Origin of the sequence: Streptomyces africanus, assembly GCF_030816955.1 — a bacterium.
In the GTDB taxonomy this organism is placed as follows: Bacteria; Actinomycetota; Actinomycetes; order Streptomycetales; family Streptomycetaceae; genus Streptomyces; species Streptomyces africanus.
Genome location: NZ_JAUSYP010000001.1, coordinates 5537659 through 5563632 on the forward strand (window position 1 = coordinate 5537659; position 25974 = coordinate 5563632).

Below are 25974 nucleotides of genomic sequence, written 5' to 3' on the forward strand. Positions count from 1 at the left end.
CCCGGTCGAGGTGCTCGGCTTCGCCGGGGGCCGTTGTGTGGGTGTCCGACCGCGGTGTGGTCAGATGCCTGCCGCTGTCGACAGGTCGCGTTTGATCGACTCCAGTAGGGCCGTCGCCCGTGCGCGGGCCCGGGGGAGCTCGGCGTGGGTCGCGACCGGGATCACGACCTCCAGGTAGCACTTCAGCTTCGGCTCCGTGCCGCTCGGGCGGACGATCACCCGGGCGCCGTCGAGGGTGTAGCGCAGGCCGTCGGTGGGCGGGAGGGTGTCCGTGCCCCGAGTGAGGTCGTCGGTGCGGGTGATCGGCAGGCCGGCGAGTCCGGTCGGGGGCTGTTCGCGCAGGCGGCGCATCGCGGCCGCGATCAGGGACAGGTCCTCGACGCGGACCGAGAGCTGGTCCGTGGCGTGCAGGCCGTGTTCCACGGCCAGGTCGTCGAGGAGGTCGAGGAGGGTGTGGCCCTCCTCCTTGAGCTGCGAAGCCAGTTCCGTGATCAGGAGCGCGGCCGTGATGCCGTCCTTGTCGCGTACGCCGTCCGGGTCGACGCAGTAGCCGAGGGCCTCCTCGTAGCCGTAGCGCAGGCCCTCCGCGCGGGCGATCCACTTGAAGCCGGTGAGGGTCTCGACGTGGTTGAGGCCGGCCTTCTCGGCGATACGGCCGAGGAGGGAGGAGGAGACGATCGACTCCGCGAAGGTGCCGGTCGCTCCGCGGCGGACCAGGTGGGCGGCGAGCAGGGCGCCGACCTCGTCGCCGCGGAGCATGCGCCAGTCGGTGGCGTTCTGGCCGTTCTCGCCGTTCTCGCCGTTCTGGCCGTTCTGCGCGCCCTGTACGGCGACGGCGCAGCGGTCCGCGTCCGGGTCGTTGGCGATGATCAGGTCGGGGGCGGGGGTGAGCGCGCGGGCCGTCGCGAAGGCCAGGTCCATCGCGCCGGGCTCCTCCGGGTTGGGGAACGCGACGGTCGGGAACTCCGGGTCGGGCTCGGCCTGCTCCGTGACGAGGGCCGGTTCCGGGAAGCCGGCGCGGGCGAAGGCGGCGAGGAGGACGTCCTTGCCGACGCCGTGCATCGCCGTGTACACGGTGCGGGCGGTGCGGGGGGAACCCTTGGACAGGACGGCGTCGGTGCGGGCCAGGTAGGCGTCGAGGACGCTGTCGTCGAGGGTCTCCCACCCTTCGGTGGGGCGCCGGACGGTGGTGAGGGACGGGACGGCGGCGATCTCCGCCGCGATGTCGGTGTCCGCCGGGGGGACGATCTGGGAGCCGTCGCCGAGGTAGACCTTGTAGCCGTTGTCGCGGGGCGGGTTGTGGCTGGCGGTGACCTCCACGCCGGCGACCGCGCCGAGGTGCCTTATCGCGAAGGCGAGGACGGGGGTGGGGAGGGGGCGGGGGAGGACGGCGGCGCGGAGGCCGGCGCCGGTCATGACGGCGGCGGTGTCGCGGGCGAAGTCGTGCGACTTGTGGCGGGCGTCGTAGCCGATGACGACGAGGCCGTCGTGGTGGCCCTGCTTCTTGAGGTACGCGGCGAGACCGGCCGCCGCGCGGATGACGACCGAGCTGTTCATGCGCATGGGGCCGGCGCCGAGTTCGCCGCGGAGGCCGGCGGTGCCGAACTGGAGGGTGCCGCTGAAGCGGGCGGCGAGTTCGGTGTTGTCCTGGGCGTCGATGAGGCGGGCGAGCTCGGTGCGGGTTTCCGGGTCGGGGTCCTCGGTGAGCCACGCCTGGGCCTGTGCGATGAGTTCGTCGTGCACGGTCTGTCTCAGCCTCTCCGTTGTGGGTGGTGCGGGTGCGGATGCCTGCGGCGGCCTGTGCGCGGCCGTGGGGGTGCGCGTAGCGCCTGCTCGCCGGTGGTGGGTCGGGGCCGCGCCGGGGGGTGTCCGTCCTCGGAACGGCGCGATGGGGTTGCGTACCGACTAACCCTCCGTTGACGCGCCAACCGCTGCGGGCGGACACCCCCCGACACGTCCCCTTCGCGCCGTGCGCGGGTGCGGCGCGTCGTGGTCCCGCTCAGCTGCCGCAGGCCGCCGCTGCGGGCAGTCGTGCCTCCCCCAGTGCCTTAAGGGCCTGGGAGGTACCCCCAGGGCGCACGGGTGGCGCAGCGGCACCCCGCTCCGCCGGGTTGCGGACCCACCCGGCCCCAGCGGCGATGCGGGTTGCTTACAGGCGTCCCAGGACCTGGGCCAGGAGTGAACCCATGCGCGTCGCGGAGTCGCGGCCGGCCTGGAGGACCTCCTCGTGGTTGAGGGGCTCTCCCGTCATGCCCGCCGCCAGGTTCGTCACCAGGGAGATGCCCAGCACCTCCGCACCCGCCTCACGCGCGGCGATCGCCTCCAGGACCGTCGACATGCCCACCAGGTCCGCACCGATGACCCGGGCCATACGGATCTCCGCCGGAGTCTCGTAGTGCGGGCCGGGGAACTGGGCGTAGACGCCCTCCTCCAGCGTGGGGTCGACCTCCTTGCACAGGGCCCGCAGGCGCGGGGAGTAGAGGTCCGTGAGGTCGACGAAGTTGGCGCCGATGATGGGGGAGGTGGCGGTGAGGTTGATGTGGTCGCTGATCAGGACCGGCTGGCCGGGGCGCATGCCCTCGCGCAGGCCTCCGCAGCCGTTCGTGAGGACGATCGTCTTGCAGCCGGCCGAGACCGCGGTGCGGACGCCGTGGGCGACCGCTGCCACGCCGCGGCCCTCGTAGTAGTGCGTACGCCCCAGGAAGACCAGGGCGCGCTTGTTGCCGATCCGGTAGGAGCGGATCTTGCCTCCGTGGCCCTCGACCGCCGGGGGCGGGAAGCCGGGCAGCTCGGTGACCTGGAGCTCGGCCTCGGGGGCACCGAGGGCGTCCACGGCCGGAGCCCAGCCGGAGCCCATCACGAGGGCGACGTCGTGGGTCTCGGCGCCCGTGAGTTCGCGCAGGCGGGCCGCGGCGGCGTCGGCGGCGGCGTGGGGGTCGCCCTGGAGGTCGTCCGGAAGAAGAGATGCGTTCACGCGCACGAGGGTAGCCGGTGATTGCCTACGCGCGTAGATGGCAGAGCTCACGGGGTGACGATCGTTGTCTTGTCGTTTCCGACGAAGCGGGCTCAGCAGGGGCGCTTGCGCAGTTCCATCACGTAGTCGTGCGGGGCGCCGGCCGACTCGGCCGCGTCGGCGATCTCGCCCAGGTAGCGGGCTGAGGGCAGGCCGCCCTCGTAGGCGTTGAGGGTGAAGGCCCACGCCTGTTCGTCACCCTCCAGGGTGTGGACCCGTACGCGCGTGCGGCGGTAGATGTCGAGCCCCACGCCCTCCCAGCGGTCCAGCGACTCCTCGTCCATGGGGGCGATCTCGTAGAGCGCGACGAAGACCTGGGAGACGGGGTCCTCGACGATCGTCGGCAGGGCCCCCTCCCAGCCCATGTGCTCACCGCCGAAGGTCAACCGCCACCCGTTCAGCCAGCCGGTGGCGCGCAGCGGCGAGTGCGGGGCGCGGCGGGACATCAGCCGCGCGTCGAGGTTGCCGGCGTACGCGGCGTAGAGCGACATGGGGAGAGGGTACGGCAGGTGCCCCGGAGTCACTCGCGTAACGGAGCCGCATCGGCGGCGGGCCCCGGGGCGGTGCCGTGTTGATGGGTGCGGGACAATGGGGTACGTGACTCGGATCGTGATCATCGGTGGCGGACCCGGCGGATACGAAGCGGCGCTGGTGGCCGCTCAACTCGGCGCGGAGGTGACCGTCGTCGACTGCGACGGTCTGGGCGGTGCGTCGGTGCTGACCGACTGTGTGCCGTCGAAGACCCTGATCGCCACGGCCGAGGTGATGACCACCTTCGACTCGTCGTACGAGGAGCTGGGGATCATCGTCGCGGACGACACCCCGCCGCTGGAGCAGAGCGCCCGGGTGGTGGGGGTCGACCTGGGGAAGGTCAACCGGCGTGTGAAGCGGCTCGCGCTCGCCCAGTCGCATGACATCACGGCCTCCGTGACGCGTGCCGGGGCTCGTGTCCTGCGCGGGCGCGGGCGGCTGGAGGGCATGCAGGCGCTCGACGGGTCGCGCAAGGTCGTGGTGCGCGCCGCCGACGGGAGCGAGGAGACCCTTACGGCGGATGCCGTGCTCATCGCCACCGGTGGGCATCCCCGCGAGCTGCCCGACGCCCAGCCCGACGGCGAGCGGATCCTGAACTGGACCCAGGTGTACGACCTCGACGAGCTCCCCGAGGAGCTGATCGTGGTCGGGTCGGGTGTGACCGGTGCCGAGTTCGCCGGCGCCTACCAGGCGCTGGGGTCGAAGGTGACGCTCGTGTCGTCGCGGGACCGGGTGCTGCCGGGCGAGGACCCGGACGCGGCCGCCGTGCTGGAGGAGGTCTTCCGGCGGCGCGGCATGAACGTCATGGGACGCACCCGGGCGCAGTCCGCCAAGCGGGTCGGCGACCGGGTCGAGGTGACCCTCTCCGACGGGCGGGTCATCACGGGGTCGCACTGCCTCATGGCCGTCGGTGCCGTTCCGAACAGCTCGGGCATGGGGCTGGAGGACGCCGGGGTCCGGCTGCGCGAGTCGGGTCACATCTGGACCGACAAGGTGTCGCGTACGACCGCTCCGGGCGTGTACGCGGCCGGTGACGTGACGGGCGTGTTCGCCCTCGCCTCCGTGGCCGCCATGCAAGGACGTATCGCCATGTACCACTTCCTGGGCGATGCCGTGGCCCCGCTGAACCTGAAGACCGTCTCGTCGAACGTCTTCACCGACCCGGAGATCGCCACCGTCGGCTACACCCAGGCCGACGTCGACGGCGGGAAGATCGACGCCCGGGTCGTGAAGCTGCCGCTGCTGCGCAATCCGCGCGCGAAGATGCAGGGCATCCGCGACGGCTTCGTCAAGATCTTCTGCCGGCCGGGGACCGGGATCGTGGTCGGTGGCGTGGTCGTGGCGCCGCGTGCCTCGGAACTGATCCACCCCATCTCGATCGCGGTCGACAACAATCTGACCGTCGAACAGATTGCGAACGCCTTCACCGTCTATCCCTCGTTGTCGGGCTCGATCGCCGAGGTGGCACGGCAGTTGCACACCCGTAAGGAGACCGGCGAGGGCTGAGGCCGGATCCGGTCCGTCGCTGGTCACGTGGAGTGTTCGACCATGCGTACGGCATAGGCGGGGGGACTAGGCCCTATACCACTTCCCGCTGCTCGGTGCGAACATCTTCTGCTATTCAGCGCAAACTGCTGAAAGCAGACGGTCGCTGGCGTTACTGTCAGTTTCGTGTTCGCTGCAGAACGTCGCCAATTGATCCTCGAAATGGTGCGAGCGAACGGGGCCGTGTCGCTCCGTGAGCTCGCCCGCGTCGTCCAGACCTCCGAAGTGACCGTACGGCGGGACGTGCGCGCGCTGGAGGCAGAAGGACTCCTCGACCGCCGGCACGGCGGTGCGGTACTGCCGGGCGGTTTCACGCGGGAGTCCGGCTTTCCGCAGAAGTCTCATCTCGCGACCGCCGAGAAGACCGCCATCGCCGACCTCGCCGCGAATCTCGTGGAAGAGGGCGAGGCGATCGTGGTCGGGGCGGGTACGACGACCCAGGAGCTGGCCCGCCGGCTCGCCCGGGTGCCCGGGCTGACCGTCGTCACCAACTCGCTGCTGGTCGCCCAGGCGCTGGCCCATGCCAACCGGGTCGAGGTCGTGATGACCGGGGGTACGCTCCGGGGCTCGAACTACGCCCTGGTCGGCAGCGGTGCCGAGCAGTCCCTGCAGGGGCTGAGGGTGTCCCGGGCGTTCCTGTCCGGGAGCGGTCTGACCGCGGAGCGGGGGCTGTCCACGTCCAACATGCTGTCGGCGTCGGTCGACCGGGCGCTGGTGCAGGCCGCCGCGGAGGTGGTGGTCCTCGCGGACCACACCAAGCTCGGGACGGACACGATGTTCCAGACCGTGCCGACGGATCTCATCACGCGCCTCGTGACGGACGAGCCGCCCGCCCATGACGACCGTGCGGCCACGGAGCTTCAGGCGCTCGCCGATCAGGGAGTGCAGATCACTGTCGCGGGGGCGCCGGGGGGTTCGGCGGGGGCGGGAGGACCCGGGGGTGATGCCGGCCCGGCGCGTCAGCAGCGTCGTGATGTGCCGTTGCCCGGGCCTCGGCGGCAGGTGCCGGGGGCGGGGAGTGGGTTGCGGTCGGCCACGATGCTCGGGGAGCAGAGTCCTGGGGCGGAGCGGGCGAGGGTGGCGGATCTGCGGCGGCGTTGAGAGCCGGGTGCTGGTCCAGGTGCTGGTGGTTGTCAGGCACCCGGCGTTTTTGCCGGGGCGGGGTGGGTCCGCAGCCCGGCGTGGAAGGGTGCCGCCAGCGGCTGCTGAGGCCGGGGCGTTGCGCAACCCGGCGCTGCGGGGTGCCGCTGCGCCCACCCGTGCCGCCCTGGGGGTACCTCCCAGGCCCTTAAGGCACTGGGGGAGGCGCGATTGCCCGCAGCTCAGCTGACAACCCCCCGGCGCGGCCCCGGCTCGGGGCCGCGCCGAAGGAGTTGTCCGTGCTGCCCGGTCAGTCCTTGATCTCGCAGATTGCCGCGCCCGACGTGACCGACGTGCCGATTTCCGCGCTGAGGCCCTTGATCGTGCCGGACTTGTGGGCGTTGAGGGGCTGTTCCATCTTCATGGCCTCAAGGACGACGACCAGGTCGCCCTCCTTGACCTCCTGGCCCTCCTCCACCGCGACCTTGACGATCGTGCCCTGCATCGGCGAGGCGAGGGTGTCGCCGGAGGCGGCGGGGCCCGACTTCTTCGCCGCGCGGCGCTTGGGCTTGGCCCCGGCCGCCAGGCCCGTGCGGGCCAGGGACATGCCCAGGGACGCCGGGAGGGAGACCTCCAGACGCTTGCCGCCGACCTCGACGACCACCGTCTCGCGGCCCGGCTCCTCGTCCGCCTCCAGGGCGTCCGCGGCCGCCGTGAACGGCTTGATCTCGTTGACGAACTCCGTCTCGATCCAGCGGGTGTGGACCGTGAACGGGTCGGAGGAGCCGGTGAGCTCAGGCGCGAACGCCGGGTCCTTCACCACCGCGCGGTGGAACGGGATCGCCGTCGCCATGCCCTCGACCTGGAACTCCTCCAGCGCACGCGCGGCCCGCTCCAGCGCCTCCTTGCGCGTGCGGCCGGTGACGATCAGCTTGGCCAGCAGGGAGTCCCACGCCGGACCGATGACCGACCCGGACTCCACGCCCGCGTCCAGCCGGACACCCGGACCGGACGGCGGCGCGAACGTCGTGACCGTGCCCGGGGCAGGCAGGAAGTTGCGGCCCGGGTCCTCGCCGTTGATGCGGAACTCGAAGGAGTGCCCGCGCAGCGCCGGGTCGTCGTAGCCGAGCTCCTCGCCGTCGGCGATGCGGAACATCTCGCGGACGAGGTCGATACCGGCGACCTCCTCGGTGACCGGGTGCTCCACCTGGAGGCGGGTGTTGACCTCCAGGAAGGAGATCGTGCCGTCGAGGCCGACGAGGAACTCCACCGTGCCGGCGCCGACGTAGCCGGCCTCCTTCAGGATCGCCTTGGAGGCCGAGTACAGCTGCTCCACCTGCGCGTCGGACAGGAAGGGGGCCGGGGCCTCCTCGACCAGCTTCTGGTGGCGGCGCTGCAGGGAGCAGTCGCGGGTGGAGACGACGACCACGTTGCCGTGCTGGTCGGCCAGGCACTGGGTCTCCACGTGCCGCGGCTTGTCGAGGTAGCGCTCGACGAAGCACTCGCCCCGGCCGAAGGCCGCGACGGCCTCGCGGACCGCCGAGTCGTACAGCTCCGGGACCTCTTCGAGCGTGCGCGCGACCTTCAGGCCGCGGCCGCCGCCGCCGAACGCCGCCTTGATGGCGATCGGCAGACCGTGCTGCTCGGCGAAGGCGACGACCTCCTCCGCACCGGACACCGGGTCGGGCGTGCCCGCCACCAGCGGGGCGCCCGCGCGCTGCGCGATGTGCCGGGCGGCGACCTTGTCACCCAGGTCGCGGATGGCCTGCGGGGGCGGGCCGATCCAGATCAGGCCCGCGTCCAGGACCGCCTGCGCGAAGTCCGCGTTCTCGGAGAGGAATCCGTAGCCGGGGTGGATCGCGTCCGCGCCCGACTCGCGGGCGGCCTTCAACACCTTCTCGATGTCGAGGTAGCTGGTGCCCGGCGTGTCACCGCCCAGGGCGAACGCCTCATCCGCGGCGCGGACATGCAGAGCGTCCCGGTCCGGGTCGGCGTAGACGGCCACGCTCTTGATGCCGGCATCCCGGCAGGCCCGGGCCACGCGGACAGCGATTTCGCCACGGTTGGCGATGAGCACCTTGCGCACGATGAGGCTCCCTCCTTGAAACAAGCCGAGTTTAGGGACTGCCGACACGGCACTTCGACCCGTCCCCAGTGGTGAGCTTGCCCACACGGAGCGTGATGCGAGGCTCGCTCGACCCGCGAAATCCCTTGTCGCACCGCGGTACGCAGTACTCCTTCGGGAAACCCTAGCCCTCCCCTGTGGTCAAGGTCTCTGTCATCACGTGCTGCGGGCCACTCTGTTTCTTTGTGGAGTCCCTACGAATGGCCCAATGATTCTTTGCCCGCCGCAGAACCCTTGTCCCAGGGTTTACTCGTTAGTAGCGTTCGCGATGTCTCGAACGTACTAGGGGTAAGTGGGTGGGCCCGGTGGTGCGCAGGCCGGTGGCGTGGATCGCGGCGGTGGTGCTCTTCGGTGAGGCGTTCGGCATCGCCGCGCTGAACTGGTTCCTCGGCGTCGTCGTCGACCGGCAGGACATGTCCCTGGCCGGGCTCGATCCGCACATGATGTCCGTGTCGTCGAAGATCGGCGGGATCGCCTTCGGCCTCTACTTCGCGCTGTGCGGCCTGGTCGCCCTGCTGGTGGCGCTGCGGGACCGGCCCCCGGCGGGCTTCGGGCGGGTGCTGCTGATCAGCGCGGCGGTCGTGCACGGGCTGCTCGGCGCGTTCACCTGGGGGCTCGTGGGCTGGCCCGCGTTCCTCTTCATGGTGCTGGTGCTCGGCCTGATCGTGCTGCTGCTGATGACGTACGACCGTCCGGCCGAGCCCGCCGGCGCCGCGCCGCCTCAGGACGGGGCGGGCGGCGACGGCTCTCCGGTCACTTCTCCGCCGGCGCCCACAACTCCGTGATGCCGACGCCCAGGTCCGCGAGGAGCCGGCGGACGAGGGGCAGGCTGATGCCGATCACGTTGCCGTGGTCGCCGTCGATGCCGTCGATGAACGGGGCCGATCGGCCGTCCAGCGTGAACGCCCCGGCGACGTAGAGGGGTTCGCCGGAGGCGACGTAGGCGGCGATCTCCTCGTCGGTGGGCTCGCCGAAATGGACGACGGTGGACGCGGTGGCCGAGGCGTAGCGGCCGGAGAGCGTGTCGTAGACGCAGTGGCCGGTCTGGAGGGTTCCGGCGCGTCCGCGCATCGCCTTCCAGCGGGCCGTGGCCTCCTCGGCGTCCTGGGGCTTACCGAGGGCCTGGCCGTCCAGGTCGAGCACCGAGTCGCAGCCGATCACGATCGCGCCCTTGGCCTCCGGCCGGGCCGCCACGACGGAGGCCTTCGCCTCGGCCAGGGCGAGCGCCAGTTCGGCGGGAGTGGGGGCGGTGACGGCGTCCTCGTCGACGCCGCTCACGATCACCTCGGGGGCGAGACCGGCTTGGCGGAGCAGCCCGAGCCGGGCGGGGGACTGGGAGGCGAGGACGAGTCGGCGGCGCGGCTGATCTGTCATGCGTTCAGCGTATCGGCGTCACCTGTCTCCTCTCACCTCACGCCGATCACGATCATCGCCAGCACCATGGCCAACGCCATGAGAACGCCCAGCCGCCGCAGCATGTCCTGCGTGTCCCGCAGTTCTTCGGGCGGTTCGTTCTCGGGGTCGGACCACAGCATGCCTTCCATCGTCGGACCGGGGGCGGGGACGACGCCTGAGTACGCGTACTCAACTTGCCCCCGCCCCCACCCCTACGGGTCAGCCCGGCCAGTACGTGCGGCCCCACGCCGCCGGCCCCGGCTGGGGCAGGCGGTGGGCTGCGATGCGGGACGGGTCGGACCAGGAGTCGCGGGTGGCCGGCGCGCCGGGCGGCGTAGCGGCCGCCGCCGCGGCGCGGGCCCTGACCACCGCCAGGGCGGCGGCCAGCTCCTCCGGGGTCGGGTTGCCCCGTACGACCTTGATCGTCATGTGGGCCTCCTGGGCTCGCCGGGACTAGAGGGGGATGTTGCCGTGCTTCTTCGGAGGCAGGGATTCCCGCTTCGTCCGCAGTTGACGCAGGCCTCGTACGACGTGCCTGCGGGTCTCGGACGGCAGGATCACCGCGTCCACGTAGCCGCGCTCGGCCGCGACGTAGGGGTTGAGGAGGGCGTCCTCGTACTCCTGGATCAGCCGGGCCCGGACCGCCTCAGCGTTTTCGGCGTTCTCGCCGTTCGCCTCGGCCTCGGCGATCGTGCGGCGGTGCAGGATGTTGACCGCGCCCTGGGCGCCCATGACGGCGATCTGGGCGGTGGGCCAGGCGAGGTTGAGATCGGCACCCAGGTGCTTGGAGCCCATGACGTCGTAGGCGCCGCCGAAGGCCTTGCGCGTGATGACGGTGATGAGCGGGACGGTCGCCTCGGCGTAGGCGTAGATCAGCTTGGCGCCGCGCCGGATGATGCCGTCGTGCTCCTGGTCGACGCCGGGCAGGAAGCCGGGGACGTCGACGAAGGTGAGGACCGGGACGTTGAAGGCGTCGCAGGTCCGCACGAAGCGGGCCGCCTTCTCGCTGGCCTTGATGTCCAGGCACCCGGCGAACTGCATCGGCTGGTTGGCGACGATGCCGACCGGGTGGCCCTCGACCCGCCCGAAGCCGGTGACGATGTTCGGCGCGTACAGCGGCTGCGTCTCGAAGAACTCGGCGTCGTCCAGGACGTGCTCGATCACCGCGTGCATGTCGTACGGCTGGTTCGCGCTGTCCGGGACGATCGTGTCCAGCTCGCGGTCCTCGTCGGTGACCTCGAGGTCGGCCTCCTCCGGGAAGGCCGGCGGCTCGGACAGGTTGTTGGACGGCAGGTACGACAGCAGCTGCTTGATGTACTCGATGGCGTCCTTCTCGTCACCCGCCATGTGGTGGGCGACTCCGGACGTGGAGTTGTGGGTCCTGGCCCCGCCCAGCTCCTCGAAGCCGACGTCCTCGCCGGTGACGGTCTTGATGACGTCGGGTCCGGTGATGAACATGTGCGAGGTCTGGTCGACCATGACCGTGAAGTCGGTGATGGCGGGGGAGTAGACGGCCCCGCCCGCGCACGGGCCGACGACCAGGCTGATCTGGGGGATGACACCCGACGCGTGGGTGTTGCGGCGGAAGATCTCGCCGTAGGCACCGAGGGAGGCGACGCCCTCCTGGATCCGGGCGCCGCCGGAGTCGTTGATGCCGATGACCGGGCAGCCGGTCTTCAGGGCGAAGTCCATGACCTTGACGATCTTCTGCCCGTAGACCTCGCCGAGGGCCCCGCCGAAGACGGTGAAGTCCTGCGAGAACACGGCGACGGGGCGGCCGTCGACGGTGCCGTAACCGGTGACGACCCCGTCCCCGTACGGCCGGTTCTTGTCGAGGCCGAAGTTGGTGGAGCGGTGCCGGGCGAACTCGTCGAGTTCGACGAAGGAACCCTCGTCAAGCAGGAGTTCGATCCGCTCTCGGGCCGTCAGCTTGCCCTTGGCGTGCTGCTTCTCGACGGCGCGTGCGGAGCCGGCGTGCGTCGCTTCCTCGATGCGGCGCTTGAGATCCGCGAGCTTGCCCGCGGTCGTGTGAATGTCAGGCTGCTGCTCTTCCGGCTCGGACATCGGGATGCGGCTCCCTGCCTGCTCAAAAGGGGGGACGATTACTCATCCGTAGAGTAGTGGGGTGCCTCCGCATCAGCAGTGCGGCGTTTACCACACCTAGGGTGGCTTGCATGACGCCGCGAGATGCATCAGAGCCGAACGGTAGCCGGTGGTCGGACCTGGACCGTCCGCCCCTCAACATCACCGCCCTGCGCCGGGGGCTGGTGCACGAGGGCGGGCTGTGGTCCGAGGTGGACCTCGTGCAGCGCACCGGCTCCACGAACTCCGACCTGGTGGCCCGGGCGGCGGAGGGCAGCGCCGCCGAGGGCGCGGTGCTCGTCGCCGAGGAGCAGACGGCCGGGCGCGGGCGCCTCGACCGGCAGTGGACGGCGCCGCCCCGCTCCGGCCTGTTCTTCTCCGTGCTGCTCACGCCGGGCGAGGTGCCGGTGTCCCGGTGGGGGTGGCTGCCGCTGCTCACGGGTGTCGCGGTGGCGACGGGGCTGTCGCGGGCGGCGGGTGTCGACACGGCGCTGAAGTGGCCGAACGACCTGCTGGTCACCGTGCGGGGCGAGGAGCGCAAGGCCGGGGGGATCCTGGCGGAGCGGGCCGGGGACGGCGGGGTCGTGATCGGGGTCGGCATCAACGTCACGCTGAAGGAGGACGAGCTGCCGGTGCCCACGGCGGGGTCGCTGGGGCTGGCCGGGGCCGTGAGCACGGACCGCGATCCGTTGTTGCGGGGAGTGCTGCGGGCTCTGGAGGAGTGGTACGGGAAGTGGCGTGCGGCCGGGGGTGACGCGGGGGCGTGCGGGCTGCTGGAGGCGTATGCGGCGGGGTGCGCGACGCTCGGGAGGGAAGTGCGGGCGGAGTTGCCGGGGGATCGGGCCGTGGTCGGGGAAGCGGTTGCGGTGGACGGGGACGGGCGGCTGGTGCTGGCCACGGGGGAGGGGGTGCAGGAGCCTGTCGGCGCGGGGGACATCGTGCACCTGAGGCCTGCTTGACGGTTGCTCGGCGTTGTCGCTGGGGTCGGGGCGTTGCGCAGCCCGGCGGAGCGGGGTGCCGCCCGCGCCCACCCGTGCCGCCCTGGGGGTACCTCCCAGGCCCTTAAGGCACTGGGGGAGGCACACATGCCCGCGGGCTACGGCAGCCGCGGACCCTGGGGGCGGTGGGGCAACGCCGAGTTCACAGGAGCGCCAGGCACCCACCCCCCGGCTGAACCTGACGGAGTGAGCTGGCGCACACCTGCCGTAGAGTTGAGGCCGGTCGATACATGACCGTGACAGATCGGAAGGGCAGCACGCGTGACCGTCGACGACTCGGGTTCCGGCGAGGACGCGCAGGGCGCCGACTCCGGCGAGGATCCGCTCGCCCTGCGCCTCGAAGGGCTCATCCTGGGCGCCGAGCGCCGCTACACCCCGTTCCAGGCGGCCCGCAGCGCCGGCGTCTCCATGGAACTGGCCTCCCGCTTCTGGCGGGCCATGGGCTTCGCCGACATCGGGCAGGCCAAGGCCCTCACGGAGGCGGACGTCCTGGCGCTGCGGCGTCTCGCCGGTCTCGTCGAGGCGGGGCTGCTGAGCGAGGCGATGGCCGTCCAGGTGGCCCGGTCCACCGGACAGACCACCGCGCGGCTCGCCGAGTGGCAGATCGACTCCTTCCTGGAGGGGCTGACCGAGCCGCCCGAGCCGGGCATGACGCGCACCGAGGTGACGTACCCGATCGTCGAGCTGCTCCTGCCCGAGCTGGAGGAGTTCCTGGTCTACGTCTGGCGGCGGCAGCTCGCCGCCTCGGCCGGACGGGTCGTGCAGGCCGCCGACGACGAGGAGATGGTGGACCGGCGGCTCGCGGTCGGCTTCGCCGATCTGGTCGGGTTCACGCGGCTGACCCGCCGGATGGAGGAGGAGGAGCTCGGCGAGCTGGTCGAGGCCTTCGAGACCACCGCCGCCGACCTGGTCGCCGCGAACGGCGGCCGGCTGATCAAGACCCTCGGCGACGAGGTGCTGTACGCCGCCGACGACGCGGGCACGGCCGCCGAGATCGCCCTGCGGCTGATCGAGACCATGGCGCACGACGAGACGATGCCGGAGCTGCGCGTCGGCATGGCGTTCGGCACGGTGACCACCCGAATGGGTGATGTGTTCGGTACGACCGTGAACCTGGCCTCCCGGCTCACCTCGATAGCTCCGAAGGACGCCGTACTCGTCGACACCGCCTTCGCCGAGGAGCTGATCCGCACGCAGGACGCACCGTCCTCGGAGGCGGAGGCGGCCGAGGAGGCCGCGGCGGCGGAGAAGGAGGGCGAGGAGCCGCCGACGTACCGGTTCGCGTTGCAGCCGATGTGGCAGCGGCCGGTGCGTGGGCTGGGCGTCGTGGAGCCGTGGCTGCTCACGCGGCGGGGCAGCGGCTGACGAGGCCGACGCGGCCGGCCGGAGGGCGCTCAGTCCTGCGGGTCCACGCATACGCCGATGACCGGCACGCACAGGTCCGGGTCCTGCGGTTTCTTCGGCTTCTCGGGCTCGGGTGCCGGGGCGGGGGCGGCCCGGCTCGGTGGTGCGGGCGGGGTCGGGGCCGGGCGTGGGGCCTCGCCCCTGGCGGTCGGTGCCGGGGGGTTCGTCGCGCCGGGGAGGGGCGTGGACCGGGGAGTCGCGGCCGTATCCGCCCCTCGGGTGTCGACGGACACGGACGTGGACGTGAACGGGGACGGGGTGGGCGACGCGGCGGCCGGGCGGTGGGTGCCCGGTGACGGGGGCAGGCCGCCCAGGGCGGTGGGGGACGAAGGGCTTGCCTCGGGGACGGTGGCGGCGGTGTCCGCGGTCTCGTCCGTGCCGGTCGTGACGGGGTCCGGGCGGGGCTCGGCCTCGACGGTGCCGACGCTGTCGGTGCCCGGGCCGGAGGCCAGGCGCACGAGGCTCAGGGCGCCGGCCGCCAGGGCGAGGCCGCCGGCGGTGAGCAGGGCCTTGCGGTGGCGGGGTTTGCGGTGGCGGCCTCGGGCGGCGCGGGGTGAGAAGGGGTCGGTTTCCCCCGGTGCTCCGGTGTCCCGCCGTGGCTGCGGCGGCGTGTTCGTCGTCGTCATGGTCCCTCCCCGGTACGCACGCGCCCCCACTGCGCCGCGGCGGATGCACGCTATGCGCTCCCATGGGCGATCGGACCGGAGATGGGGTGATGTCACTCGAACGGGTGGGCGGGGTCGTGGTGCGCGAACCGGACGCGTCGGCTCTTTCGCGGGTGGGGCGGGGCTGCGATGATCGGAGCGGTGGTGGTGTTAACCCGCGTTAACCGGAGGGTGTCATGAGTGAGGAACGGTTCGGGGAGTTCGTGCTGGTGCGGCGGCATGAGCAGGGGCATGTCGCGGAGCTCGTCCTCGACCGGCCCAAGGCCATGAACGCGGTGTCGACGGAGATGGCGCGCTCCATCGCCGGGGCGTGCGCGGCGCTCGGGGAGGACAGGGACGTACGCGTGGTCGTCCTGACCTCGACACATGAGCGGGCGTTCTGCGTCGGGGCCGATCTGAAGGAGCGGAACTCGTTCAGCGACGCGGAGCTGGTGCGGCAGCGGCCCGTCGCGCGGGGGGCGTACACCGGGGTGCTGGAGCTGCCGGTGCCGACGGTGGCGGCGGTGCACGGGTTCGCGCTCGGGGGAGGGTTCGAGCTGGCGCTGGCGTGTGACGTGATCGTGGCGGACCGGACTGCGGTGGTGGGGTTGCCGGAGGTGTCGGTGGGGGTGATTCCCGGGGGCGGGGGGACGCAGTTGCTGCCGCGGCGGGTGGGCGCGGCGCGGGCGGCCGAGCTGATCTTCTCGGCGCGGCGGGTGGAGGCCGTTGAGGCGGGCGAGTTGGGGCTGGTCGATCAGGTGGTCGAGGAGGGGCGGGACCGGGAGTCGGCGTTGGAGCTGGCTGCTCGGATCGCCGGGAATTCGCCTGTGGGGTTGCGGGCGGCGAAGCGGGCGTTGCGGTTGGGGCAGGGACTGGATCTGCGGGCCGGCCTTGAGGTGGAGGACGCGGCCTGGCGGGCTGTGGCGTTTTCGGGGGATCGGGCGGAGGGGGTGGCTGCGTTCAATGAGAAGCGGAGGCCGCAGTGGCCGGGGGAGTGAGCTGAGGGGCGGTTCCCGGGTGCTCGGCGTTGGTGCTGGGGCGGGGTGGGTCCGCAGCCCGGCGTGGCGGGGTGCCGCTGCGCCCACCCGTGCCGCCCCTGGCGGCACGATTGCCCGCAGCTGGGTCCCCGTTCGCGCCGTCAACCGAACCAAATGGCTGGAAACTGCCTAGCCTGGGGTGATGGGTGAGGACAGACGGCTCGTGGCTGTCGTCGCGTTGGCTCAGGGGATGGCGGCCGCGCACGGGTCGCGTGAGGCGTGGCGTGCGGCGGCTGTCGGGGCGTGCCGGGCGCTGGGCGGGAGCTTTGCCGCGCTGTCGGTGTGGGAGCGGGAGCTGGGGCGGCTGAAGGTCCTCGTGAACGTCGGTGAGCTGTCCGAGGGCGAAGAGGAGTTCCCGGAGGACGAGTCCTACCCGGTGCACCAGTTCGCGGAGATCACCGAGTTTCTGCACGAGCAGTGGGCCGGCGGCGGGGAGCCGGACGCCTGGGTGGAGACCGCCCAGGGGCCTGCCGCCGGGCGGCGTCCCGGGTACTGCCATCAGCGCGTCGCCGCCCTGCGCCGCCGGGGCCGCGGCTGCTGCGTGGTCGCGCCCATCGTGCTGCACGGCCGGGCCTGGGGCGAGCTGTACGTCGCCCGGCCGGCCGGGGAGCCCGTCTTCGAGCGGGCCGACGCCGACTTCGCCACCGTCCTGGCCGCCGTCGTCGCCGCCGGCATCGCCCAGACCGAGCGGCTGGAGGAGGCCCGGCGCCTCGCGTTCACCGACGCGCTGACGGGACTGGCCAACCGCCGTGCCGTCGACGTGCACCTGGAGCAGGCGATCGAGCGGCACCGCAGGGACGGAGCCGTCGTCAGCCTCGTCGTCTGCGACCTGAACGGGCTCAAGCGCGTCAACGACACCCACGGGCACGCCGCCGGCGACCGGCTCCTGGAGCGTTTCGGCTCGGTGCTGTCGCTGTGCGGGGCCATGCTGCCGGGGGCTCTCGCGGCACGGCTCGGCGGGGACGAGTTCTGTCTGCTCGTGGTCGGGCCGCCCGCCGACCAGGTCGTGAAGGCGGCCGGCGAACTGTGCCGCCGGGCGGCGGAGTTGGAGCTCGGGGACGGTGTGGCCTGCGGGGTCGCGTCCACCGAGGATCCGATCGGACCGGTGCGCTCCGCCCGGCGGCTGTTCCGGCTCGCCGACGCGGCCCAGTACCGGGCGAAGGCCGAGCGGGCCACGCGGCCGGTCGTCGCCGGCCGGGCCGGGCCCGACGACCCCGTCCTGCGGCTCGCGGACGAGCCGTCCCAGGAGACCGACGGCGAGCGCCGGCGCTTCCGCGGGCGGCACGCACCCTAGCCGGTAGGCCAGCCTGCGTGTGACGTATTCGGTAAGGGGTGAACCGGGCCCCCAGTGGTGACATCATCGAATTCACTGCGTACGCTCCTGAATATGGATATGCACACTGTGGTGAACGGGGAAGGCGCGGAGCGCGGCCTTGAAAGGGTGGTGGTGGGCGACGGGCGGGCGTCCGGGGTGACCGCGTCCGACGTGCTCGCCGTGGCGCGCGGCGGCGCCCGCGTCCAGCTCTCCGAGGAGGCGCTGGCCGCCCTCGCCGCGGCCCGCGAGATCGTGGACGCGCTGGCGGCCAAGCCCGACCCCGTGTACGGCGTGAGCACCGGCTTCGGGGCCCTGGCGACCCGGCACATCAGCCCGGAGCTGCGCGCACAGCTCCAGCGCAACATCGTCCGCTCGCACGCCGCCGGCATGGGGCCGAGCGTGGAGCGGGACGTCGTACGGGCCCTGATGTTCCTGCGACTGAAGACCGTCTGCTCCGGGCACACCGGCGTACGGCCCGAGGTCGCGCAGACCATGGCCGACCTCCTCAACGCCGGGATCACCCCGGTCGTGCACGAGTACGGCTCCCTCGGCTGTTCCGGCGACCTCGCACCGCTGTCCCACTGCGCCCTCGCGCTCATGGGGGAGGGCGACGCCGAGGGCCCCGACGGTGTCGTACGCCCGGCCGCCGAACTCCTCGCCGCGCACGGCATCCAGCCCGTCGAACTGCGCGAGAAGGAAGGCCTCGCCCTCCTCAACGGCACCGACGGCATGCTCGGCATGCTGGTCATGGCCCTGGCCGATCTGGACACGCTCTACCGGTCCGCCGACGTCACGGCCGCGCTGTCGCTGGAGGCCCTGCTCGGCACCGACAAGGTCCTCGCCCCCGAGCTGCACGCCATCCGGCCGCACCCGGGGCAGGCCGCCAGTGCCGCCAACATGCTGTCCGTGCTGAAGGGTTCGGGCCTGACCGGGCATCACCAGGACGACGCGCCGCGCGTCCAGGACGCCTACTCGGTGCGCTGCGCCCCGCAGGTCGCCGGGGCCGGGCGGGACACCATCGCCCACGCCCGGCTGGTCGCCGACCGCGAGTTGGCCGCCGCGGTGGACAATCCGGTCGTCCTGTCCGACGGGCGCGTGGAGTCCAACGGCAACTTCCACGGCGCGCCGGTCGCCTACGTCCTGGACTTCCTCGCCATCGCCGTCGCCGACCTCGGCTCCATCGCCGAGCGGCGCACCGACCGGCTGCTCGACAAGAACCGCAGCCACGGCCTGCCGCCGTTCCTCGCCGACGACGCCGGTGTGGACTCGGGCCTGATGATCGCTCAGTACACCCAGGCCGCACTGGTGAGCGAGCTGAAGCGGCTCGCCGTACCGGCGTCCGCCGACTCGATCCCGTCCTCCGCCATGCAGGAGGACCACGTCTCGATGGGCTGGTCGGCGGCGCGCAAGCTGCGCACGGCCGTCGACAACCTCACCCGGGTCCTGGCCGTCGAGCTGTACGCCGCCACGCGCGCGATCGAACTGCGCGAGGGACTGACCCCGGCGCCGGCGACACGGGCGGTCATCGATGCCCTGCGGGAAGCGGGAGTTCAGGGTCCCGGCCCGGACCGGTTCCTGGCGCCCGACCTGGCCGCGGCGGACGCGTTCGTGCGCGACGGGCGGCTGCTGGCCGCGGTGGAGACGGTCACCGGCCCGCTTCAGTAGGCAGGAGGAGGCAGCCCGGGCCCTGTCACGCGGCGGGGCCCCGGGCGCGTGACGTCAGAAGCCGGCCTCAGAAACCGAGTCGTTCCCGGCGGACCGAGTACGCGACGAAGCCCGCGCCCAGCGTGAGGAAGAACGTGCCGCCGATGACGTACGGCGTGCTGTCGAAGCTGCCCGTGTCGGCGAGGCGGGTGCCGGTGACGGAGTCGCCCGCGGTCGTGGCCGCGATCCGCGCCTGCTCCGTGACCTGCGGCGACGGGCTCGCCGCGACCGCGTCTCTCACCGGCGAGTTTGACGTCGCGTTGGCGGACGGGACGAACCACAGGGCGCCCAGCAGGGTCGCCGCGGCGGTGGCGGTCAGCAACGGACGGCGAGCGGATGACACGGAATATCGATCCCCTTGTGGCGCTGGCGAATTGGCCGTGTGGGGCGATGTTAGTGAAAGTCGCGGGTCACGGGAAAGTCACGGGAGGCCCTGGACGTACGCTCGCGCCATGAGCACTCCAGAGACATCACGTTTTGTCCGGCTTCGGGTGGAACTCGTTCTCGAGATCCAGGACGCGGACGGGATCACCAAGGCCGCGCTGCGCCGGATCGCCGACGACGGTGAGATGCCGGCGGCGGAGCGGACCCACGGCGAGGCCGCTGTGACGGAAGACACTGCCGAGGCCCTCGCGTACCTCGTCGACCCGTTCGACCTGGTCAGCCAGGTGCCGGGGGTCGAGCTCCAGCAGGCCTCCTGGAGCAGCGAGCGGATCGACTACGACCCCGATGCGCCGGACTGGGACCTCGACGAGGATGATGTCGACGACGACAGTGACAACTGAGGCGTTGAGAAAATAGTGACCCCGGGCGGCAACCGTCGTCCGGGGTCACTGCGTCTCAAGCGGCGCACCGCCCTGAGCCGCACCGTCCGCGCCCGTGCGCCGCGGACGGGCGCGGACGTGGTGATTCCCACACGTGCGTGACATGGGGAACCGGGCGAACCGGCCGTAGCGTTGAAAGTTCCGGATGAGGACTCGCGAGTCCTGACGGGGGCACTTGGACTGCGACGGGGACACCCGGGGTTTTGGGGAAATCGGCAACGATGGAGAAGCGTGTGATGACGGTCAGTAAGCGGCGCAAGGGCCTGACGGTCGCGTCCGCTCTGCTCGGCGGAGTGCTGGTGCTCTCGGCCTGTTCCGGCGGCGATGACAACGCCTCCGGGAGCGACAGCGGCGGCAGCTCCCAGTCGAAGGTCGACGAGGCCGCGGCCGAGAAGGCGTCCAAGGCCCAGATCAAGATCACACCCGAGGACGGCTCCGACAACGCCTCCATCAACAACTCCGCAGCCGTCACCGTGAGCAAGGGCACGCTCACGAGCGTCAAGATGACGACGTCGGAGGGCACCGAGGTCAGCGGCCAGATATCCGCCGACAAGACCAGCTGGAAGCCCAGCACGCAGCTGGAGCGCTCCACCACCTACAAGCTGGCGGCGGAGGCGAAGGACTCCGACGGCCGCGTCGCCCACGAGAACGCCTCGTTCACCACGGTCTCCCCGGCCAACAGCTTCATCGGCAGCTTCACCCCGGACGACGGCACCACCGTCGGTGTCGGCATGCCGGTCTCGATCAACTTCGACAAGGCGATCACCGACAAGGCCGCCGTCCAGAAGGGCATCAAGGTCAGCACGACCAGCGGCCAGGAGGTCGCCTGCCACTGGTTCAACGCCAACCGCATGGACTGCCGCCCCGAGGACTACTGGAAGGAAGGCGCCACCGTCACGCTGAAGCTCGCGCTCGACGGTGTCGAGGGAGCCAAGGGCGTCTACGGCGTCCAGCAGAAGACGGTCACCTTCAAGATCGGCCGCAACCAGGTCTCGTACGTCGACGCGAAGACCAAGCAGATGAAGATCACGCAGGACGGCAAGGTCGTCCGGACGATCCCGATCTCCGCCGGCTCGCCTCAGAACAAGACCTACGAGGGCGTCATGGTGATGTCCGAGAAGTTCAAGGAGACGCGCATGAACGGCGCGACCGTGGGCTTCACGGACGACGACGGCAAGGGCGAGTACGACATCAAGGACGTGCCGCACGCCATCCGCCTGTCCAGCTCGGGCACGTTCATCCACGGCAACTACTGGGGCGCGAAGTCCATCTTCGGCAACGTGAACACGAGCCACGGCTGCGTCGGCCTCCAGGACGCCAAGGGCGCGAACGACCCGAACACCCCGGGCGCGTGGTTCTACAACAACTCGATGATCGGTGACGTGGTGGTCGTCGAGAACACCGGCGACAAGACCGTCGCGCCGGACAACGGCCTGAACGGCTGGAACATGAACTGGGCCGACTGGAAGGCCGGTTCCGCGGTCTGACGACCCGGTAGCCGCATACGAAGGCGAGCCGCCGCCCTGCCCCGATCCCGGGGCGGGCGGCGGCTCGCCTTCGTATGCGGCCGTGTCAAGGAGAACACGCGTGCCCAATCGTCCTCTCCTGTAACGGAGTTCCGGCAGCCGTGTAACAGCCTGCCGACGGATTTCTTACCGCCCTCTCAACTATTGAGTGACTGATCACCCGTCGGCATACTGCGTATTTCCGGGGGTGTACGTCCATGCGTACGAGACCACCCCCGGCCGGGTGAACGGGGAATTCGCCCGGTACTTCTGCAAGGGGGAAACTTGCGCAGACAAGTGAAAAGGGCGTGCGCGGCCACGGTCGCCACAGCGGCAGCCGTGGCCCTGGCGGCGGGCATGACCAGCCCGGCGTCGGCGAACGGCGAGCAGACGACCGCAGCCGCGAAGCAGGCGTCGGTCACCGCCAAGCACCGCATCACACTGATCACCGGTGACCGGGTCGTCCTGGACGCCAAGGGCCGCGTCGTCGGCCTGGAGCGGGCCAAGGGACGTGAGGACATACCCGTCCAGGTCCGCAAGCTCGACGGCCACACGCTCGTGATCCCGGCCGACGCGGCCCGCCTGGTCGCCACCGGCAAGCTCGACCAGCGGCTGTTCGACGTCACCGAGCTCAACAAGTCCGCCACCCGCAAGGCCCAGAAGAAGGGCCTGAAGGTCATCGTCGGCTACCAGGGCAGCGCCGCGGCCACCAAGGCCGACGTCCGCGACGCGGGCCGCCTGAGCCACGCTCTGAAGACCGTGAACGCGGATGCCGTACAGACGCCGCAGGAGGACGCGCCCGAGCTGTGGGACGCGGTCACCAACGGCGACAAGACCGCCTCCGGCATCGCGCACGTCTGGCTCGACGGCGTCCGCAAGGCCAGCCTCGACAAGTCCGTCCCGCAGATCGGCGCCCCCAAGGCGTGGGCCGCCGGCTACGACGGCAAGGGCGTGAAGATCGCCGTCCTGGACACCGGTGTCGACGCCACGCACCCCGACCTCAAGGGGCAGGTGATCGGCGCCAAGAACTTCACCACCTCGCCCGACACCTCCGACAAGGTCGGCCACGGCACGCACGTCGCGTCCATCGCGGCCGGTACCGGCGCGAAGTCCGGCGGCAAGTACAAGGGTGTCGCGCCCGGCGCGAAGATCATCAACGGCAAGGTGCTCGACGACGGCGGATTCGGCAGCGACTCCGAGGTCCTCGCCGGCATCGAGTGGGCCGCCGCGGAGGGCGCCGACGTCGTCAACATGAGCCTGGGCGGCGGCGACACGCCCGCGATCGACCCGCTTGAAGCGGCGGTGAACAAGCTGTCCGAGGAGAAGGGCATCCTGTTCGCCATCGCCGCCGGCAACGAGGGCGACTTCGGCGAGCAGACCATCGGCTCCCCGGGCAGCGCCGCCGCGGCCCTGACCGTCGGCGCGGTCGACGACAAGGACGTGCTGGCCGACTTCTCCAGCCGCGGCCCCGGCCTGGACGGCGCCCTCAAGCCCGACGTGACCGCGCCCGGCGTGGACATCACCGCGGCCTCCGCCCCGGGCAACCAGATAGCCCAGGAGGTCGGCGAGAAGCCGGCCGGCTACATGACGATCTCCGGCACGTCGATGGCGACCCCGCATGTCGCGGGCGCGGCGGCGATCCTCAAGCAGCAGCACCCGGAGTGGAAGTACCCCGAGCTGAAGGGCGCCCTCACCGGCTCCACCAAGGGCGGCACGTACACGCCGTTCCAGCAGGGTTCGGGCCGGATCCAGGTCGACAAGGCCATCAAGCAGTCCGTGATCGCCAACCCGTCCTCGGTGAGCTTCGGCGTCCAGCAGTGGCCGCACACCGACGACAAGCCGGTCACCAAGGAACTGACGTACCGCAACCTCGGTACGAAGGACGTCACGCTGAAGCTGGCGTCGACCGCCACCGACCCGAAGGGCAAGGCCGCTCCGGCCGGCTTCTTCAAGCTCGGCGCCACCTCGGTGACCGTCCCGGCCGGCGGCAAGGCCTCCGTCCCGTTCACCGTGAACACGAAGCTGGGCGGCACGCTCGACGGCGCCTACTCGTCGTACGTGACGGCGACGGGCGGCGGCCAGACCGTCCGTACGGCCGCCGCGGTGCAGCGCGAGGTCGAGTCGTACGACGTCACGCTGAAGTTCCTCGACCGTGACGGCAAGCCCGCCGGCAACTACAGCGCCGACCTGGCCGCCGTCTCGGGCCCGGGCGCGGGCAAGTTCTACTCGCCGTACGACGCGGACGGCACCGTCACCACCCGGGTGCCCAAGGGCGGTTACATCCTCAACACCAACGTCTACGTGGGTGACGACCCCGAGAAGTTCCAGGGCGCCGACTGGCTCGCCCAGCCCAAGCTGAACGTCACCAAGAACACGACGATCACGCTGGACGCCCGCAAGGCCAAGCCGGTGGACATCACCGTGCCGGACAAGGCCGTCAAGTCGGAGTTCGCCTCGGCCGACTACACGGTGGAGGCGAAGGACTCCAGCTACGGCTTCGGCTGGTTCCTCGACTCCTTCGCCGACATCCGCACCGCGCACGTCGGCCCGCAGATCACCGACGGTTCCGTGACCCAGCAGTGGGACGGCCACTGGAGCAAGGGTGACAAGGAGGAGTACGACGTCACCGGCGGCGGCGAGGTCAAGCAGCTCGCCACCGGCTACACCAAGCACTACAAGGCGAGCGAGCTCGCCACGGTGAAGGCGGGCCTCGGCGCCGCGGCCAAGGGCAAGAAGGGCGCCATCAGCGCCGTCGGCTGGATGCCGTGGAGCAACGGCGCCTCCTCGATCGGCATCCCGCAGTCCCTGCCCGGCACCCGGACGCTGCACCTGTCCACCGCGGGCGGCGTGCAGTGGCAGCTGGAGTTCACCCAGTTCGGCGGTGTCGACGCGGACGGCTTCCCCGTCGACGAGGCCGGCTACACGCTGGGCACGCAGAAGTTCGCCGCCGGCAAGACCTACTCGAAGACAGTCAACACGGCCGTCTTCGGCCCGCGTCTCAACGCCGACTTCGGCCTCTTCCGCGAGGACAACCAGATCTTCGGCTCCCTGCCGCTGTTCGCGGACGGCAAGGGCAACGCGGGCTACTCGACCTTCTCCGCGGTCGACACGACGCTGTACCGCAACGGCAAGAAGGTCGGCAGCAACAACGACCCGCTGTTCGGGGAGAAGCCGTTCAAGGTCCCGGCCGGTGACGCCGAGTACAAGCTGACGACGTCGGTCAAGCGCAGCGTCAAGGTCGCGGCGGCCTCCACCCGCATCGACGCGAGCTGGACGTTCCGCTCCAAGAAGACCTCCGGCATCAAGCAGCTGCCCGCCTCCACGGTCCGCTTCAACGCGGCCACCGGCCTGGACAGCAAGGTCCCGGCCGGCAAGACGGTCAGCGTCCCGGTCACCGTCGAGGGCGCGGCCAAGGGCAGCAACCTGAAGTCGCTGTCGGTCTACGTGTCGTACGACTACGGCAAGACCTGGAAGAAGCTCACCGTCAGCAAGGGCAAGGTCAGCTTCAAGAACCCGGCGAAGGGGAAGGCCATCTCCTTCCACGCCAAGATCGCCGACAAGAAGGGCAACAAGTCGACGATCTCGATCTACAACGCGTACTACGGCAAGTGAGACACCCTGCGCCGCAGGGCTCGCCCGCGGCGTGAGCCGTAGGCCTCGTCACTGAGCGGCCCGTCGGAAGCCCCGGCTTCCGGCGGGCCGTTGCCGTTCACCGAGTCGGCGTACCGCTCCCCGCCCGGGTCGCGTCCGCGCCCCAGCTCGCCAGCAGCCGCAGCGCCTCCGCCGACGGGGAGTCCGGCTCCGCGTGGTAGGTGATCAGCGACTGCTCGCCGTCGTCGACCAGGCGGAACGTCTCGAAGGACAGGGCCAGGTCGCCGACCAGCGGGTGCCGCATCCGCTTCACGCCGTAGCTCTTCTCCTTGACGTCGTGCGCGGCCCACAGCCGGCGGAACTCCTCGCTCTTCACGGAGAGTTCCCCCACCAGGGCGGACAGCCGCGGGTCGTCCGGATGGCAGCCCGCGTCCATGCGCAGATAGCCGACGATGTCGGCCGCCTTCTGGTCCCACTCGACGAACAGCTCGCGGTAGTCGGGCCTGAGGAACACCAGCCGCGCCCAGTTCCGCTCCGGCGCCGGCAGCTCCGCCCAGTCGCCGAAGAGGGCCGCGGCCATCCGGTTCCAGGCCAGGATGTCCGAGCGGCGCCCGACGATATACGCAGGGACCGCGTCGATCGAGTCCAGCAGGTGCCGCAACGCCGGCCGTACCTGCTGGGCCCGCGACGCCTGCTTCTTCTTGTGCTGCTTCGGCTTCGCCAGGTGCGTCAGGTGGGCGTGCTCGGCGCCGGTCAGCCGCAGGGCGCGCGCGATCGCGTCCAGCACCTCCGCCGAGACGTTGCGCCCGTTGCCCTGCTCCAGGCGTGTGTAGTACGCCACGGACACCCCGGCCAGCTGGGCCAGCTCCTCGCGGCGCAGCCCGGGCACCCGCCGCCGCCCGAAGTCGGGCAGCCCCACGTCCTCCGGCTTCAGCCGGGCACGCCGGGTGCGCAGGAACTCACTGAGCTCGGCACGCCGGTCCAGGCCCCCGCCGGTCTGCGGTGCGGGCTCCTGTACGGGTTCGGGCTGTTCGTCCATGTCTCCAGTATTCACGGTCGTACGCACACGAGCCTGACCCCGCCAGTGGTACGCACGCTGTGCGTACGCAAAACCGTGGCCTGGGTAGACGCTCGCGGATTTGGCACGCTCGGGATCGTGCCCGGTCAGAACATCCAGAAGG

General features: G+C 71.3%; 22 protein-coding genes. 11 read left to right on the top strand and 11 right to left on the bottom strand.

Translation table 11 applies throughout. The features are described 5' to 3' along the window. Window positions 1-60: 60 nt before the first annotated feature. From QF034_RS25825 to QF034_RS25835, 3 genes are all read right to left on the bottom strand, one after another. A complete protein-coding gene (locus tag QF034_RS25825) occupies window positions 61-1743 on the bottom strand; it encodes a phospho-sugar mutase (RefSeq protein WP_307177172.1) in 1683 nt (560 codons plus the stop codon). A gap of 406 nt (window positions 1744-2149) precedes the next feature. Next, complete coding sequence (locus QF034_RS25830; protein WP_307177173.1) at window positions 2150-2974, bottom strand: purine-nucleoside phosphorylase; 825 nt, start codon at window positions 2972-2974, stop codon at window positions 2150-2152. Between the two features lie 92 nt (window positions 2975-3066). Beyond that, window positions 3067-3504 (bottom strand): gamma-glutamylcyclotransferase family protein, encoded by a 438-nt coding sequence (locus tag QF034_RS25835; protein WP_086565456.1) that lies wholly within the window; start codon window positions 3502-3504, stop codon window positions 3067-3069. 97 nt (window positions 3505-3601) lie between these two features. Between QF034_RS25835 and QF034_RS25840 the strand changes: the two genes are divergently transcribed. Both QF034_RS25840 and QF034_RS25845 read left to right on the top strand, forming a co-directional pair. Next, entirely contained in the window at window positions 3602-5050 is a 1449-nt protein-coding gene (locus tag QF034_RS25840) for an NAD(P)H-quinone dehydrogenase (protein WP_307177174.1), read from the top strand. 165 nt (window positions 5051-5215) lie between these two features. Further along, window positions 5216-6190: a DeoR/GlpR family DNA-binding transcription regulator gene (locus tag QF034_RS25845; RefSeq protein ID WP_307177175.1), complete on the top strand. Its 975-nt coding sequence runs from the start codon at window positions 5216-5218 to the stop codon at window positions 6188-6190. A gap of 289 nt (window positions 6191-6479) precedes the next feature. On the opposite strand, the gene QF034_RS25850 is transcribed toward QF034_RS25845, so the two are convergent. Next, entirely contained in the window at window positions 6480-8255 is a 1776-nt protein-coding gene (locus QF034_RS25850) for an acetyl/propionyl/methylcrotonyl-CoA carboxylase subunit alpha (protein ID WP_307177176.1), read from the bottom strand. Window positions 8256-8599: 344 nt separating this feature from the next. Between QF034_RS25850 and QF034_RS25855 the strand changes: the two genes are divergently transcribed. Then, window positions 8600-9079 (top strand): hypothetical protein, encoded by a 480-nt coding sequence (locus QF034_RS25855; RefSeq protein ID WP_307177177.1) that lies wholly within the window; start codon window positions 8600-8602, stop codon window positions 9077-9079. On the opposite strand, the gene QF034_RS25860 is transcribed toward QF034_RS25855, so the two are convergent. From QF034_RS25860 to QF034_RS25875, 4 genes are all read right to left on the bottom strand, one after another. Beyond that, entirely contained in the window at window positions 9048-9668 is a 621-nt protein-coding gene (locus QF034_RS25860; RefSeq protein ID WP_307177178.1) for a Maf family protein, read from the bottom strand. The genes QF034_RS25855 and QF034_RS25860 overlap by 32 nt on opposite strands. A gap of 32 nt (window positions 9669-9700) precedes the next feature. After that, on the bottom strand, window positions 9701-9829 hold the full coding sequence (gene mmpB, locus QF034_RS25865) for a morphogenic membrane protein MmpB (protein ID WP_267482369.1): 129 nt from the start codon (window positions 9827-9829) through the stop codon (window positions 9701-9703). A gap of 79 nt (window positions 9830-9908) precedes the next feature. Continuing rightward, window positions 9909-10118 carry an acyl-CoA carboxylase epsilon subunit gene (locus QF034_RS25870; RefSeq protein WP_031132777.1) on the bottom strand — a complete coding sequence of 70 codons (210 nt, stop codon included), beginning with the start codon at window positions 10116-10118 and terminating at the stop codon, window positions 9909-9911. A gap of 24 nt (window positions 10119-10142) precedes the next feature. Then, window positions 10143-11753 (bottom strand): acyl-CoA carboxylase subunit beta, encoded by a 1611-nt coding sequence (locus QF034_RS25875; protein ID WP_307177179.1) that lies wholly within the window; start codon window positions 11751-11753, stop codon window positions 10143-10145. A 110-nt stretch (window positions 11754-11863) separates the two neighbouring features. Between QF034_RS25875 and QF034_RS25880 the strand changes: the two genes are divergently transcribed. Continuing rightward, window positions 11864-12730, top strand: coding sequence for a biotin--[acetyl-CoA-carboxylase] ligase (locus QF034_RS25880; RefSeq protein WP_306964388.1), 867 nt, complete (start codon window positions 11864-11866; stop codon window positions 12728-12730). Between the two features lie 300 nt (window positions 12731-13030). Then, window positions 13031-14134, top strand: a complete 1104-nt coding sequence (locus QF034_RS25885) for an adenylate/guanylate cyclase domain-containing protein (protein WP_307177180.1) — start codon at window positions 13031-13033, stop codon at window positions 14132-14134. A 29-nt stretch (window positions 14135-14163) separates the two neighbouring features. Here the strand turns inward: QF034_RS25885 and QF034_RS25890 are convergent, their stop codons facing one another. Continuing rightward, entirely contained in the window at window positions 14164-14799 is a 636-nt protein-coding gene (locus tag QF034_RS25890; protein WP_307177181.1) for a hypothetical protein, read from the bottom strand. Between the two features lie 215 nt (window positions 14800-15014). On the opposite strand from QF034_RS25890, the gene QF034_RS25895 reads away from it, so the two are divergent. The 3 genes from QF034_RS25895 (at window position 15015) to hutH (ending at window position 18834) form a co-directional block, all read left to right on the top strand. Further along, a complete protein-coding gene (locus QF034_RS25895) occupies window positions 15015-15815 on the top strand; it encodes an enoyl-CoA hydratase/isomerase family protein (protein WP_307177182.1) in 801 nt (266 codons plus the stop codon). A gap of 181 nt (window positions 15816-15996) precedes the next feature. After that, on the top strand, window positions 15997-17148 hold the full coding sequence (locus tag QF034_RS25900) for a GGDEF domain-containing protein (protein WP_307177183.1): 1152 nt from the start codon (window positions 15997-15999) through the stop codon (window positions 17146-17148). Window positions 17149-17241: 93 nt separating this feature from the next. After that, window positions 17242-18834, top strand: a complete 1593-nt coding sequence (gene hutH / locus QF034_RS25905) for a histidine ammonia-lyase (protein ID WP_370880852.1) — start codon at window positions 17242-17244, stop codon at window positions 18832-18834. Between the two features lie 67 nt (window positions 18835-18901). Here the strand turns inward: hutH and QF034_RS25910 are convergent, their stop codons facing one another. Next, the gene (locus QF034_RS25910; protein WP_208641698.1) at window positions 18902-19216 is read right to left on the bottom strand and encodes a hypothetical protein; all 315 of its coding nucleotides are present in this window, start codon (window positions 19214-19216) and stop codon (window positions 18902-18904) included. Between the two features lie 109 nt (window positions 19217-19325). On the opposite strand from QF034_RS25910, the gene QF034_RS25915 reads away from it, so the two are divergent. The 3 genes from QF034_RS25915 to QF034_RS25925 all read left to right on the top strand — a co-directional run bounded on the left by QF034_RS25915 (window position 19326) and on the right by QF034_RS25925 (window position 24814). Further along, window positions 19326-19658: a hypothetical protein gene (locus QF034_RS25915; protein WP_307177184.1), complete on the top strand. Its 333-nt coding sequence runs from the start codon at window positions 19326-19328 to the stop codon at window positions 19656-19658. Window positions 19659-19933: 275 nt separating this feature from the next. Further along, entirely contained in the window at window positions 19934-21184 is a 1251-nt protein-coding gene (locus QF034_RS25920; RefSeq protein ID WP_307177185.1) for a L,D-transpeptidase, read from the top strand. 315 nt (window positions 21185-21499) lie between these two features. Beyond that, window positions 21500-24814: a S8 family peptidase gene (locus QF034_RS25925; RefSeq protein WP_307179974.1), complete on the top strand. Its 3315-nt coding sequence runs from the start codon at window positions 21500-21502 to the stop codon at window positions 24812-24814. Between the two features lie 97 nt (window positions 24815-24911). Here the strand turns inward: QF034_RS25925 and QF034_RS25930 are convergent, their stop codons facing one another. Further along, a complete protein-coding gene (locus QF034_RS25930) occupies window positions 24912-25832 on the bottom strand; it encodes a helix-turn-helix transcriptional regulator (RefSeq protein ID WP_307177186.1) in 921 nt (306 codons plus the stop codon). Window positions 25833-25974: the final 142 nt, after the last annotated feature.